This window comes from Candidatus Zixiibacteriota bacterium (genome assembly GCA_036480375.1).
In the GTDB taxonomy this organism is placed as follows: Bacteria; Zixibacteria; MSB-5A5; order GN15; family JAAZOE01; genus JAZGGI01.
The window spans coordinates 1-14,493 of sequence record JAZGGI010000010.1 but is presented as its reverse complement, the minus strand read 5'-3'; the positions used below and the strand labels follow the sequence as shown (position 1 = coordinate 14,493).

At 45.7% G+C, this 14,493-nt stretch carries 14 protein-coding genes; 3 read left to right on the top strand and 11 right to left on the bottom strand.

Annotated elements, in window-relative coordinates:
• Positions 1–2: 2 nt before the first annotated feature.
• From V3V99_02140 to V3V99_02120, 5 genes are all read right to left on the bottom strand, one after another.
• Positions 3–794 carry an enoyl-CoA hydratase/isomerase family protein gene (locus tag V3V99_02140; GenBank protein ID MEE9441452.1) on the bottom strand — a complete coding sequence of 264 codons (792 nt, stop codon included), beginning with the start codon at positions 792–794 and terminating at the stop codon, positions 3–5.
• A gap of 5 nt (positions 795–799) precedes the next feature.
• Positions 800–2,407, bottom strand: coding sequence for a carboxyl transferase domain-containing protein (locus V3V99_02135; GenBank protein ID MEE9441451.1), 1,608 nt, complete (start codon positions 2,405–2,407; stop codon positions 800–802).
• Positions 2,408–2,502: 95 nt separating this feature from the next.
• Positions 2,503–2,898 carry a Zn-ribbon domain-containing OB-fold protein gene (locus V3V99_02130; GenBank protein ID MEE9441450.1) on the bottom strand — a complete coding sequence of 132 codons (396 nt, stop codon included), beginning with the start codon at positions 2,896–2,898 and terminating at the stop codon, positions 2,503–2,505.
• Positions 2,898–4,058, bottom strand: coding sequence for a thiolase domain-containing protein (locus V3V99_02125; GenBank protein ID MEE9441449.1), 1,161 nt, complete (start codon positions 4,056–4,058; stop codon positions 2,898–2,900). Before V3V99_02125 ends, V3V99_02130 begins: the two co-directional genes overlap by 1 nt.
• 12 nt (positions 4,059–4,070) lie before the next feature.
• A complete protein-coding gene (locus V3V99_02120) occupies positions 4,071–5,117 on the bottom strand; it encodes a hydroxymethylglutaryl-CoA synthase (GenBank protein MEE9441448.1) in 1,047 nt (348 codons plus the stop codon).
• Positions 5,118–5,429: 312 nt separating this feature from the next.
• On the opposite strand from V3V99_02120, the gene V3V99_02115 reads away from it, so the two are divergent.
• Genes V3V99_02115 through V3V99_02105 form a run of 3 tightly spaced genes read left to right on the top strand, consistent with a single transcriptional unit; the run spans position 5,430 to position 8,668 of the window.
• Positions 5,430–6,449: a homoserine dehydrogenase gene (locus V3V99_02115; GenBank protein MEE9441447.1), complete on the top strand. Its 1,020-nt coding sequence runs from the start codon at positions 5,430–5,432 to the stop codon at positions 6,447–6,449.
• Positions 6,446–7,864 (top strand): aldehyde dehydrogenase family protein, encoded by a 1,419-nt coding sequence (locus tag V3V99_02110; protein MEE9441446.1) that lies wholly within the window; start codon positions 6,446–6,448, stop codon positions 7,862–7,864. The genes V3V99_02115 and V3V99_02110 overlap by 4 nt, the downstream gene beginning before the upstream one ends.
• Positions 7,865–7,906: 42 nt before the next feature.
• Positions 7,907–8,668 carry a hypothetical protein gene (locus V3V99_02105; protein ID MEE9441445.1) on the top strand — a complete coding sequence of 254 codons (762 nt, stop codon included), beginning with the start codon at positions 7,907–7,909 and terminating at the stop codon, positions 8,666–8,668.
• Between the two features lie 97 nt (positions 8,669–8,765).
• Here V3V99_02105 and V3V99_02100 read toward each other — a convergent pair whose 3' ends face one another.
• From V3V99_02100 to V3V99_02075, 6 genes are all read right to left on the bottom strand, one after another.
• Positions 8,766–9,989 (bottom strand): aminotransferase class I/II-fold pyridoxal phosphate-dependent enzyme, encoded by a 1,224-nt coding sequence (locus V3V99_02100; GenBank protein ID MEE9441444.1) that lies wholly within the window; start codon positions 9,987–9,989, stop codon positions 8,766–8,768.
• 22 nt (positions 9,990–10,011) lie between these two features.
• Positions 10,012–10,959 (bottom strand): L-threonine 3-dehydrogenase, encoded by a 948-nt coding sequence (locus V3V99_02095; GenBank protein MEE9441443.1) that lies wholly within the window; start codon positions 10,957–10,959, stop codon positions 10,012–10,014.
• Between the two features lie 152 nt (positions 10,960–11,111).
• A complete protein-coding gene (locus V3V99_02090) occupies positions 11,112–11,825 on the bottom strand; it encodes a DUF1573 domain-containing protein (protein MEE9441442.1) in 714 nt (237 codons plus the stop codon).
• Positions 11,826–12,051: 226 nt separating this feature from the next.
• Entirely contained in the window at positions 12,052–12,765 is a 714-nt protein-coding gene (locus tag V3V99_02085; protein ID MEE9441441.1) for a DUF1573 domain-containing protein, read from the bottom strand.
• A 100-nt stretch (positions 12,766–12,865) separates the two neighbouring features.
• Positions 12,866–13,459: a hypothetical protein gene (locus V3V99_02080; GenBank protein MEE9441440.1), complete on the bottom strand. Its 594-nt coding sequence runs from the start codon at positions 13,457–13,459 to the stop codon at positions 12,866–12,868.
• Between the two features lie 16 nt (positions 13,460–13,475).
• Entirely contained in the window at positions 13,476–14,036 is a 561-nt protein-coding gene (locus V3V99_02075; protein MEE9441439.1) for an RNA polymerase sigma factor, read from the bottom strand.
• Between the last annotated feature and the right edge of the window lie 457 nt (positions 14,037–14,493).

The following is a 14,493-nucleotide window of genomic DNA, read 5'->3' as shown; positions in this document are numbered from 1 at the left end:
CTTTATTCTTTTACCCAGTTCGGTTTGCGTTTATTCAAAAAGGCGTCCATCCCCTCCTGCCCCTCATCCGACAGGCGCAATTTGGCGATCATCTTGGCAGTGTATGGCTTGAACTCGTGGGGTTTCATCCCCGGGATATTGGAAACGAGTTCTTTTGCCATCGCGATGGCGTTGGGCCCGGACGAAAGAAGCGTTTTTATCAATTTGTCAATTTCTTCATCGAGTTTATCATCGGGATAATATCGGTTGACGAGTCCGATACGATACGCTTCGGCGGCGGTCAGTCTCTCGCCGGATATGAAAAATTCACGAGCCTTCCCCTCTCCTAATTTCCTAATAACATAAGGTCCAATGCAAGCCGGAACGATTCCGATTTTTACTTCGGAGAAAGAGAACTTAGCCGATTCGGCGGCGACGGAAATATCGCAGACGGAAACAAAACCGGTGCCGCCTCCGATGGCCGCGCCGTTGATGCGTCCGATGACCGGCAGAGGCATGGTATAAATCAAGTAAAACAAATCGGCCAGGGCCAGAGATTCTTCGAGATTTTTTTCATAGCTGTAATCTTTGACGCGGCGCATCCAGTTTAGATCAGCCCCGGCACAAAATGATTTGCCTTCACCCGATAAAACTATAACTCGCAAACCTTCTTCTTTTTTGAGCGATTGAAAAAGATCGGTCATCTCATAAATGAGAACGTCATTAAAGGCGTTGTGGACTTCCGGTCGGCAGAAATTGACTCGCGCGACCGGGCCTTCTATTTCGACTTTGACTGTTTTATATTCTTTGTCCATTAATTCTACATCCTGAAAACCCCGAACTTATGATCGGGGATATGTTGATTGAGTGACATCGCGATGCCCAGCGCCAACGCCTGTCGGGTTTCGGTCATATCGAGGATGCCGTCATCCCATAGTCGTGCGGTGGCATAATATGGTGACGATTCATCTTCATACTGGTCAAGTATCGGCTGCTTGATGGCGTTGATTTCTTCCTCGGTGAGAGTTTTGTCCTGGCGAGCCATCTGGGCAACTTTAACATCGGCCAATACCCCGGCGGCCTGCTCGCCACCCATAACTGAAATTTTGCCCATCGGCCATATCCACATCAGTCGTGGTTCGTATCCCCGTCCGCACATAGCGTAGTTGCCCGCGCCGTGCGAAGCGCCGATGACGACAGTGAATTTGGGAACCTGCGCGTTGGCGACGGCATGAACCATTTTGGCTCCGTCGCGGGCGATGCCGCTGTGCTCATATTGCTTTCCGACGATAAAACCGGTGATATTTTGCAGGAATATCAACGGGATTTTACGCACGCAGCAGAGTTCGACAAAATGGGCGCCCTTCTGTGAAGATTCGCCAAAGATAACGCCGTTATTGCCGAGTATCCCGACCGGGTAACCCATGATGCGCGCAAAGCCGGTAATGAGAGTCGGCGCGTATAGTTGCTTGAATTCATGAAATCGCGAGCCGTCAACGATACGGGCGATGACTTCCCGGACATCATACGGTTGACGCAGATCATTAGGTACAACTCCGTAAAGTTCTTCAGGATCATAATGCGGTTCTTCCGGTTCGGATATATCAAGCGGATATTTTTGAGTTCGTTCGAGATTTTCAACAATATTGCGGGTCAGGGAAATCGCATGAGCGTCATTCTGGGCATAATGATCGGCCACTCCTGAAATTCGGCAATGAACATCCGCGCCGCCCAAATCCTCAGGTGAGACAACTTCGCCGGTGGCGGCCTTCACCAAAGGCGGCCCGCCGATAAAAATCGTTCCTTGCTTGCGAACGATAACGGTTTCATCCGACATGGCCGGCACGTAAGCTCCCCCGGCCGTGCAAGAACCCATGACAACGGCGATTTGGGGAATGCGGTTGGCCGACAATTTGGCCTGATTGAAAAAGATATGACCAAAGTGTTCTTTATCGGCGAATACACCCGCCTGCTGCGGGAGGAAAATACCACCGGAATCAACCAGGTAAACGCATGGTAGATTATTTTCGAGTGAAATATCCTGAGCTCGAATATGTTTTTTGATTGTTTCCGGAAAATAAGTTCCGCCTTTAACCGTCGCGTCATTGGCGACAATCATCACCTCCCGGCCCTGGATAATTCCGATACCGGTAATAACGCCCGCGCCGGGGGCTTTGCCCTTATACATGTCGTAAGCGGCCAGAGGCGACAATTCAAGAAACGGAGTGTTCTTGTCGAGCAGTTTTTCAACCCGTTCACGGGGAAGAATCTTACCGCGATCGGTGTGAAGCTTTCGGGCTTTTTCCGGACCGCCCAATTTAATTTCTTCAATTCGCCGTTTGTATAGACGAGCGGCTTCCCGGTTTAATTTGTCGTTTTCCTTAAAGGCCGACGAACCCGTACTAATTTTCGATTCGATTCTAAACATATTGTCCTGTCAATTTATAGGCATAGTTTTTGTATTGCACCCCCGCTGAAATAAATATATATAAAAAAGGCTTCACGAAGAAGCCCTATATTTTCCTAATACCACTTGGGCACGAGTTTATAAGCATAACTCAAAACGCCATGCGATTTATCGGTTTGAATCCGCCTGAATTCAAGCCTGACCTTTTGGCCGATTTTGAGTTTATCCACGTCACAGTCAACAATTTGCGCCATCAATTGCAGACTATCGTCAAATTTGACAATCCCAATGGCATACGGTGATTGGTCGGAAAATTGTGAGGCCGGAATACGAATGACCGTGAATGTTTGCAGTTTTCCTTCTTCCGGTAAATTATACGACTCAAATTTACGGAATCCGCATTGGTCGCAAATCAAACGCGGCGGATAAAACCGCTTGCCGCATTTTTTACAAATTGAGGCCTCGAGGCGGTAACGCTGAGGCATTTCTCTCCAGATTCTTGATGGAAACATCACGCCACCTCCAGGATATGCACCACCGCGGAAGCGCCGGAGCCGCCCATGTTTTGAGTCATCCCGACTTTGGGATTGCTCTTTATCTGTCTGCCGTTTTCGGCTTCGCCGCGAAGCTGCTTGACGACCTCGACCACCTGACCGATACCGGTCGCACCAACCGGATGTCCTTTAGATTTCAAACCGCCGGAAGTATTGACCGGAATTTTTCCATCCAATGCCGTCGCGCCCGAGGCGGCCGCCGTTGCGCCTTGACCCGGTTTGAAAAATCCAAGCGATTCGGTTACGATAATTTCAGCGATCGAAAAACAATCATGAACCTCAACTAAATCGATTTCGCTGATTTTGCGTCCGGCCATTTTGAGACCTCTCTTACCGGCCAGTTCAGTCGATTTTAGAGTCGTCAGGCTTTCGCGCTGATGCAAAGCAATCGTATCGGTCGCCATTGCCGAACCAGTAATCCGTATATACGGCTTTTTCATTTTCTTTGCGCTTTCAACCGTGGTCAAAATGCAAGCCGCGGCGCCGTCAGTTATCGGAGAGCAGTCCAGAATATGCAAAGGATCGGCAACCTTGACACCGTTTTCCACATCCTCAAGTTTGATTGGGAATGGATACTGAGCATAAGGATTCTTGGAACCATTCAGATGCGATTTATAAGGCACCGCCGAAAGCTGGCGACGAGTCACTTTATACTTTTTCATATAGACGCGGGCCATCATGGCATATAAGCCCGGAAAAGTTACCCCGTGAAATACTTCATATTCCTGATCGGCGGCCGCAGCCAGTGCGTAAGTCGCCCCGTCGCCGGAAATGTCGGTCATTTTTTCGACACCGCCTGCCATCACGACATCGGATATGCCTGAAGCAACTTCTATAAAAGCCTGGCGAAACGCCAATCCGCCGGAAGCGCAGGCTGATTCCACGTGCGCCGCCGGAATATGACGCTGGCCAATGTAATCAGCCATAATCGCGCCGACATGCTCCTGACCGACAAACAAACCGCCGGTCATACATCCCACAATCAATGAATCTATTTTATCGACACCGGCATCATCCATGGCATTCAGAGCGGCTTCGGTGAATATATCGCGGAACGATTTTTCCCAGAGCTCACCCCATTTCATGATTCCTATACCGACAACAGCAACATCTCTCATCTTAATTCCCTCCTAATTATTCTTCAGGATTTTGTGCCGGTATTTGGCGTAAGTACCGTAATCGACGTAAGTTTTATTTTGATCCAGCAAAGTGGTCGTGTGAACGGCCAGGTCGCGAACCTCATTTATGCGGTCGGTAACTCTCCAGACAAAAGCATCCGAACCGGCTCCCGAGCCGTAAGAAATCATCAGGATCATATCACCCGGTTTAGAAATATCGAGAGTCGAGGTTAAACCTATCGGAGAGGCTCCGGAATAAGTATTGCCCAGTCTCGGGGCCAACCAACCCGGTTCTATCTGTTTGGGCGTAAAACCGAGCCTTTTACCAATCCTCTGAGGAAATTTTCCGTTCGGTTGATGAAAGATCACATAGGCAAAATCTTTCGGTTTCATTTTCACTTTTTTCAAAATTCCATCGGCGGCACCCGTAACGGTTTTAAAATAAGCCGGTTCACCGGTGAAGCGTCCGCCGTGTTGAGGATAAAATTCATACTCTCTTCGCCAGAAGTCAGGAGTATCGGTCATAAATGAATAGGTCGCAACACATTCGGCGATTAAGTCTTTCTTGCCCATGATGAACGCCGCCGCTCCGGCCGAGGCTGAATACTCTAAGGCGTCGCCAGGGGCGCCTTGAGAAGTATCGCCTCCCACGGCCAGGGCGTATTTAACAAAGCCCGATTTAACGAGCCCTAAAGTTACAAACATCGCTTCGGAACCGGCTTTGCAGGCGAATTCAAAATCAGCGCAATGACAATCCGGAACGCATCCGATCGCTTCGGCTACAACCGTACCTGACGGCTTAACCGCGTAAGGATGCGATTCGGAACCGACATAAACAGCCCCAATATCTTTGGGATCGATCATGGCTCTTTTCAGGGCGTTTTTGGCGGCTCCCACCGAAAGCGTAATCGTATCGACGTCGGGAGTCGGTACTGATTTTTCGTGAAGCATCAGCCCTTTCTTATAACTGGGCGCATCGGCTCCCCATACTTTCGCGATCTCTTCCACTTTGATGCGATGACGAGGAATATGCGCGCCATAACCAACTATTCCAACCATTTACATACCTCTATTCAAAAGTTGAGTCCCACTTATTTAACCGTTTCATTCTTCAAATACGCAAAGTTAAGTATAATACAATAGATAAAGTTAAAAGGCAAGCGGCGTATTTTTCTTTTTCCACAATAATTGACAAAAATAGTCTTTCATTTTTCTTTATTTTTTATTATAGTCATTTGTTGGGGACTCGGGCAAAGAATTTCCAAAAAATAATGGATATTTGGGGAGTCAACCGGTCATAGATTATCCGAGGTCTTTGAAAAAGGATTGACAAATAATACAACAGACAACCGAGTGCGGAAGGAGGGCATCTTGCGGCTATTGCTTATTGGATTTGGCACCGTGGGGCAGGGCCTGGCCGAATTACTAATCAAAAAATCACAAATGTTATCCAGATTAATTGTCAAAGATTTATCCGTAGTTGGTATTGCCGATATGATTCATGGAAACATTTATTGTGAAGATGGCATCGACTTGCAAATTGTTCTGGATACGATCAATAAAGGCAAAAAATTTTCTGAATTACCTGACAGTTTCGATGGCGACACCCTCAGTATGATTAAACACGCCAGGGCGGATATGATGGTCGAAGCTACTTATACCGATATAAAAATCGCCGAACCGGCGACTTCACATATTCGCACCGCTCTGGAAAACCGCATGCATGTTACGACAATGAATAAGGGTCCGGTAGCTTTATACTTTCATGAATTGAACCAGTTGGCTAAAGAGAAAAACGTCGGCTTTTATTATGAAGGTACGGTTATAAGCGGTACGCCTCTTTTAAATATGATTCGGGAAACATTAGCCGGAAGCGAAATTACCGAAATTAAGGGCATTTTAAATGGCACCACGAATTACATTCTGTCGCAGATGGAAGAGGGCATGGATTATAATGACGCTCTTAAAACCGCGCAGGAACTTGGGTACGCCGAAGCTGTTCCTGACGCCGATGTATTGGGTTGGGATACTCTGGCCAAAGTTACGATTCTGGCTAATACCGTTTTCGGCGTCAAAGTCAAGCCACAGGATTTTCGTTGCGAAGGAATTACGAATATTTCTCTTCAGGATATTGCCAATGCCAAATACAATGGTAAAAGATACAAATTAATCGGGTGCGTCTGGAAAGAGAACGGAAAAGTTCAGGCCAGCGTGGCGCCTGAGAAAATCGACATGACACATCCCCTGGCCGGAGTTATGGGCGTCACCAACGCTGTTACGATTACGACCGATACATTAGGCGATGTCACAATCGTCGGGCCCGGGGCGGGAAAAATCGAAACCGGTTACAGCGCACTGATTGATATAATTCACGCGGGAGGGAAAAAATGAAGATGTTATTGAACGGCGAATGGGTTGATAGAGATAAAAAGATTGATGTAATCGATCCCTTTGACAATTCAATAATTAATACCGTTCCGGCCGGAACAGCCGACGATGTCGAAACCGCACTCAAATCCGCGGTCGCCGGATTTGAAATCACGAAGAGAATGACGGTATATGAGCGAGCCGAAATTCTATTTAAGACGGCAAGTATAATTTCGGAAAGACTTGATGATTTCGCCGAGACTATCGCGCGCGAAGGTTCCAAAACGATTCGAGAAGCCCGCAAAGAGGCGTCCCGGTGCGTCAATACAATTACCTGCTCGGCCGAAGAAGCCAAACGAATTCTTGGTGAAACGATTCCATTCGATTCATTTCCCGGAGGCGAAAACCGTAAAGGGTATTATTATCGCTTTCCAATCGGCGTCATTCTGGCGATTACGCCGTTCAATGACCCCCTGAATCTGGTCGCGCATAAAATCGGCCCGGCCATTGCGGCCGGCAATTCGGTGATAATAAAACCGGCCACGGTTACGCCGCTGTCGGCAATTAAACTGGTGGAAGCGATGCTCGAAGCCGGATTGCCGCCACAGGCAATTCAGGTCGTCACCGGATACGGTTCCGAGATCGGGGATGCCCTCGTCAGTGACGAACGGGTGCGGATGATTTCTTTCACCGGCGGCGTTGAGGCGGGAAAACAGATCGCTTCCAAGGCTGGAATAAAAAAGATCGGGATGGAGCTCGGTTCCAACTCACCCGTCATTGTCTGGAAAGACGCCGATATTGATCTGGCCGTCGAATCATGCGTTTCCGGAGCGTTCTGGGCGGCAGGTCAAAACTGTATTGGCGTCCAAAGAATTTTGATACATGATGATATTTATGATGAGTTCAAAGAAAAATTCGTTGCTCAGACAAATAAATATATCATCGGTGACAAAATGAAAGAAGAAACCGACATGGGCCCGATGATAACCGAAGCTGAAGCGGTGCGGGTCGAGAAATGGGTTAATGAAGCCGTCGAAAAAGGCGCGACATTATTGACCGGTGGAAAACGCAAAGGAGCATTATACGAGCCGACTGTTCTTGAAAATCTGCCTGATGATATCACGATTCATTGTGAAGAAGTATTCGGCCCGACGGTCAATTTTTATCGTGTCAATGATCTGGATAAAGCTATCGCCGAAGCTAATTCTCTCCCCTACGGTCTTCTGGCGGCGATATTTACAAGTAATATCGATATCGCTTTCAAAGCATCGTATGAGCTCGATTGCGGCGGCGTGATGATAAATGACTCGACCGATTATCGTTTGGATTCGATGCCGTTCGGCGGAGTCAAATATTCCGGTCTGGGCCGGGAAGGATTAAAATTCTCTCTTCAGGAAATGACCGAACCGAAAGTGGTTTGTTTTAATTTGAAGTTGTAGATTCATAAGAAAACAACAACCAATATAGGGTACATTAGTTTGATGATAATCAAAAAAAGTGATTTACTTGAACAGCCTCCCGGAAACCTAACCATTTGGAGATACCTGGATATTACAAAATTCCTGGACCTCATAATGAATCAGCGGTTGTTTTTCATAAATATGAAAAATCTATCGGACCAATATGAGGCATCGCTCCCGATGTCGACGATCGAAGAAGAAAGACGCCGACTGGCAAAAAAGGGTTTCAAAGATCGAGACCTTGAAGAAGGAATTGCCAGTTACATCTACAATTCTGGACACCTTTTGCGCGATTTAAATCTTGTCAACTCATGGTCTGCGGGGGAAAGCGAGTCCTACGCACTCTGGAAAATCTACGTGGGAAACAGATTAGCCGGTGCGGCAATTAAGAGCAGCGTTTCGAGGCTCACTTCGGCCATAGAGAAGGGTGACGATCCTTACCCAGAAGATTTATACGTTGGCAGGGTACAATACCAAGATTCCATTCCAAAATGCGACGTAAATAGATTCAGTCTCATGATGACAAAAAAGACATATTATCGTTACGAAAATGAAATTCGGGCATGCATCCTGCACTTTCCTCGCTCGGAAGGAGGGGTTGCAACACCATATGACAGTTCAATTGGAAGATACGTTCGTGTAGATATTTCTGAGCTCATAGATGAAATATATTTATCACCATTCATGGGGAAGTGGGTTCTCGAAATAATTGAATCGATTTTGTCTATTTGCAGACCAGAAATAAAAGCTCTGCTCGTGAAATCAGAGATGCGTGATTCATGATTACACATGTAATTAGGTGTCATAAGGTTCCATCAATTCTTGATTTCGAGAAAAGCGAAATTGTGAACTGACGGTTGATTAAATAGCCTTATCCTATTCACTCAAACTTCTTCAGCACTTCCAGAACACAATCAATATCGTATGGCGTATGATCGGCGCAGACCTGGAAGCGAATTGTTTCATCGCCTTTCGGGACGACCGGGTAATTCAGACCCGTCCCCAAAACGCCGTTATCTCTCAGATATTGCACCAGCCTTGTTGTCTTTTCGGTATCACGCACCAAAAGCGGCACAATCGGATGCGGACTGGGAATCGTTTCGAAACCCAGATCCAAAAGCCCCTGCTCATATTTTTTGGTCATCTCTGAGAGATGCGCCAAAAGTTTTTTACCATCATCGCTGTCGAGTGTTGCCAGGGCCTGAATAGCCGTTGTTGTTTCAGAAGGCGTGATCGGATTGGTGTATATATAGAATGGATTTTTCTCTCGCAAGTATGGCACGATGGCTCCGTTAGCGACAATATATCCTCCATTGACGCCAAATGCTTTTCCCAGCGTCGCGACTAATATGTCCACGCCTTTGGCATTGCAAATCTCCTCAGTACCTCTCCCCGTCGCTCCATAGGCTCCGACACCGTGCGAATCATCGACAATCAGAATTATATCTTTTGAAAATTCGCTATTATATTTCTCTGTGATTTCACAAATCTTATCCAGTGGGGCGTAGTCGCCACGCATGCTGAATACGCCGTCGGTAATGAGAATAATATTTTCACATTGCCCGATCGATTCTTTAATTTGCTCCTCGAGTTGATTCATATTGAGATGTTTGAATATTTTTTTGCCTTTCGGACGCGCCAGTTTCATGGCATTGATTATGCAATTGTGATTGAGCTCATCGGAGATAATTATAGTTTCGGGAGTGGCCAAAGTCGAGATAACGCCCAAAACGGTCGTGTAGGCTGAACTGTTGAGCATACAGTCATCGCGGCCGTGGAATTTTGCCAGACGCTTTTCCAATTCAATATGCGGCTTGTAGGTGCCGCTGATAAACCTGACGGCTCCGGGACCAACGCCGTATTGTTGAGCGCCTTCTTCTTCCGCCTTGAGCATATGATCCTGAAATTGCAGTCCCAGGTATGAATTGGAATTCATCCGGATAAATTCTTTGTCGCCATAACCGTCCAGTTTAAATCGAGGCCCGCGTTTACCGTCGGCTTTGATTACTTCGGTAACAACCAGTTCTTTGCCTTTGGCCGTGCCGGTGGCGTTCAATTCATCTATTTGTGTCTGCAAATACCGCGAAAATCTTTCGTATGGCATCTATAAAATCTCCTTGCTTATCCTAAATTTTCTTTCCAATTTTATCGAGCATATCTTTTGCCATCGTGGGCAAATCATAATTGTGCTTCCAGCCCCATTCTTTCCGCGCCACAGTATCATCAAGCGAATCCGGCCATGAATCGGCAATCGCCTGCCGGACAGGGTCAATCTCGTACTCAATTTCAAATTCCGGTATATGCTTGCGAATTTCATCGGCCAGCATATCGGGAGTCAGGCTCATGGCGGTAATATTGTAGGCGTTTCTATGTATTAGTTTCTCGCCATCGGCTTCCATAAGTTCTATAAGAGATTTTATGGCGTCGGGCATATACATCATATCCAGCGAGCAGTCGCCCCGCAGGTAACAGGTATATTTTTTATGCTTGATGGCGTCAAAAAATATTTCGACGGCGTAATCGGTCGTCCCTCCCCCCGGTTCGGTTTCATACGATATTAATCCGGGGAACCTCAGGCTGCGCGTATCGACTCCAAAACGCCGAAAATAATAATCGCACAATAGCTCGCCCGAAACTTTAGTGATTCCGTACATTGTTTCCGGACGCATAATCGGCATCTGAGGTGTGTTTTTCTTCGGCGTTGACGGCCCGAAAGCTCCGATTGAACTGGGGAAAAACATCTTACAGCGATATTGCCGAGCCGCTTCGAGCATATTATACAGCCCGCCCATATTAATCTGCCAGGCGATCCCCGGCCGGGTTTCCCCGATTGCTGACAAAATCGCCGCGAGGTGATATATCGTGTCAACCTTATACTGCTGCATAACGCGCGTAATATGATGCTCGTCGGTAACATCGAGAATTTCAAACGGCCCCGAATGACGCAGTTTCAAATCCGAAGGCATCCTAATATCGGTTGCGATAACACTGTTTTCGCCGCATTTATTTCGTAGTGCCGCGGTCAATTCCGACCCGATCTGCCCCAGCGCCCCGGTTATAAGAATTGTGTTCATATTATTGCCTTATCACCCAAAAAATATTCATTCAAGGTTAATCGTTAAAAATGATAAACCTATATATACAAAGTCGAGATGGGGAAATCAAGTAGAGCGGATAGGATAAAAAAAGCCGGGATGCGATTCCCGGCCAATTTCCGCTTAATTTCTTATTGTGTCTTCTTCTTAAAAAATGTCTGCTTCAACACCGGCAGCGAATACCGGATTTTGTTCTCGTCGTCAAGTTCAATCGTTATCGATTTGGAGAATGATTTCATATAAGATTCGGCAAATAGGATGACTTTGCCCTGTTTGGTTTCTCCGGCTTTGATAACTTCGGGAATATCAATATCAAACAAATGCTTCGCCCATTCTATAGGTTTCAGTCGAACATCGGCATTTGAATTATTCGTTATTGAAAATAAGACGGCATCATTGGCGTCAACCGTTTCAGCGGTAATCTCGACTGTATAAGGTTCAACAGTCAGAGGCGCCAATTCGCTCGGATCGGTAAAGACATTGGCCGCGACATATATATTCTGCGCCGAGTCGCTGGCATTGGTCGTTATTTTTATTGATTTTTTGACCGATCCTGTATATTTACGGGTGCTGAAAGTTATTTCGAGTTTGGAACTATCGCCCGGTTCAATTAGATTTTTTTCGAGAGGAGCTTTGGTGCATCCGCAGGCCGGTTTGACGGTTTTTATATATAGCGTGGTATCACCTACCGATTTCAACCAAAAAGCATGGACTACTTTGGCCCGCTGGGGAACATAGCCATAATCAAAGGTCTCGCCATTGATTTTCATATCAGGCTCGGCCGATACCGAAACGGCGGCAATTATCAAAAAGATTAATCCTGTCAGAGTCGCTATCTTGTACATATCTCGGTTCTCCTTGCGGCCCAATATAATCGGTTGTTCGGGCGACGCCACATAAATGCGGTAATTTTACCGTTTGGATATTGCTTTGTTCTTTATACTAAAATCGTCAAAAATGGTTTAAATTTCAGAAAATTTAACCCTGAATTTTAGTGCAATCTAATTTTATTCAAAAAGGCGGAAGCAACTCTTCCGCCTTAGATTATGGTGAAATCTATGAAATATTTCGTCAATTTTGACTGGTCACAAGAAAGACTTGCTTTCTAATCGGTAATGTAAAACGATCCGAAGTATCATTATTGATTTCAAAGGTCAAGGATTTCTCAAAAGACTCACCCAATATATCTTTATCTAGAGTAATCGTCGCTTTGATTGTTTCCCCGGCGGGAATATTTTCCGGAATTGATACCTCAAATAATTCACCCGGCCAGTCAATTAGTTTCAATTGAAGATCTTTGGCGTTAACATTTGAAATATCAAATGAGATCTCATTGTTTTCACTCAATTTATCTTTTGTCAGATTAAGTATAGGGGGTGAAAAAACAATCGTCTTTGTCGATTGCTCGCCCTGTACTATATTGGTGCGGATATTGACAAAAGTCTTCCCTTTCAAAGTATTGGACTCAATTCGCGGGCTTTTTTGGATGGCTCCTTTATAATTTCGAGTACTGAAGATAATTTCGAGCCTGGCGCTATCGCCCGGAGCGATAATTTTCTTATCCATAGGAGCTTTAGTGCAACCGCATCCGGGGATAACTTTGGATATCTTCAGGACTTCATCGCCCGTTGATTTCACCCAAAAGGTATGGGATAGTTTCGCCTTTTGCGGCGCATACCCAAAGTCAAACTCATTTTCTGAGATTGTTAATTTGGGACCCGCGGCAACATTGATAGCGCCAAATAATATCAGTATGGCGGCGCCGATAAGTACATGTCTAAACATAATTCATTCTCCTTTTTTATTTTATTCTAACCAGATATATGTGCGACCATGCATGCTTTTGGTCGCGGTAAAAGCCGGCGCCGGCTTATGATTTACACAGTTAGTTTAAAAACTTTTCATTGGCCTGATCCAATAAGGTTTTCATTTCATTTGTTTGAATCGTTATGACCTGAGGCGTTATTTTATCCGTATCTATCTGCGTGAACGCGGATACCACCATCATCGCCTCTTCCTCGGTTTTCAAATCGATGACCACCAGACTGCAGGAGGCTTGACAGCCCTGAAAATCTATATCGGCGTCATTTAGCCCGAGATATTGCAACAGATCGCAGAATACATTATCGTCGTCGTACAAATCTTTGTTCACTCCGGAAAAGGCAACCTCATAGCCGATTGTCTTCTTATATTTTAGCGGTATGACCGCGGAGATTATTATAATAATTGTCAATGCGGCCAGGGTTATTGAATATGCGGGCTTTCGAATGAAGGCTCGAAAATTAAAACCTGACCTCATTTTTTGGTCGGATGTCGCGACGCTGTCAATATTTGTTTTGGCTTCAATTTTGGATTTCATACCCGAAAGCGGAATGACTTTATCATTATCGTCGCGACCGGCCGCGGATAGGATATTTTGTAATCCTTTTTCCGCTCGCTCAATATCCTTTTTATTCTTTTTGTTCTTTTTGTTTTTCATAACTTAAATCCAGGGTTTAATCAGGTTTTAAGGCCGCCAATTCGGGCTTATCCGTCGCGCTCAGGTTCATGCTCTTTCGAGCTGTTTTTTTTTCGGCATTCATAAGCGCATTTTTCATTTTATTTCTTGCCCGAAATAATTTCGCTTTTATGGCTCCTTCCGATTTACCGTTTAATTCCGCCAGTTCACGAATCGGCCATCCTTCAAGTTCATGAAGAGTTATCAATGCCTGTTGCTCTTTTGATAAGACCTTGAATAATTCCCGAAGCCATCTTTTTGCTGTCAGTATTTCGAGTTGACTTGTGCCTGTCGGAATATTTTCAATTTCGGCGGTGATTGGAATCATCCTTTTCCACCATGGACGCCGGTTTAAACTGTGAAACGTATTGACGATTATTTTATAAAGCCAGGGCCGGAAGGATGATTGCTCATTCAGTGTTGAAAAACCTTTTAAGGCGTTTACCAGAGCATCCTGATACAGGTCGTTTCCGGCATCACGATCTCCCATTAACTTTCGACAGAACATCATTGCCCGGATATATTCCGGTTCCAGTAATTTCCAAAATCTCTCGCTCATTAACTCCATCTGATCCTAAGACGCCTTTGCCCTGATTTAGGTTACGGTAGTTTTTCATACTATTATACAATAATCTTCTAAGATTGTTTGCTTCAATGGCTTTTAGCTGGGCTATACCTCATTGTCATACCCGCGAAGGCGGGTATCCAGAAATTGACTGACGCTGACTGGATTCCCGACTCGCTTCACCCCTGACGGGGCTTCGCTCTCGGGAATGACAACAAATTGGCAGCATCGCAGGGATGTTGCCCTACTGGCTTAATCATTTGGCTTCCAAATCCCTAACAATAGAAAATGACTTATCGCCTTTATCAAGCCAATCAGTTGAAATATAGAGGTGGTTGCAGGATTTTGGACAATGTGTTAAGGTGGAAATGAGACATTATTATGAGGAGCTTAAGTATGAGAAAGCGACGAAGTTTTTCCGCCGAATTTAAGTCCCGAGTTGCGCTTGAGG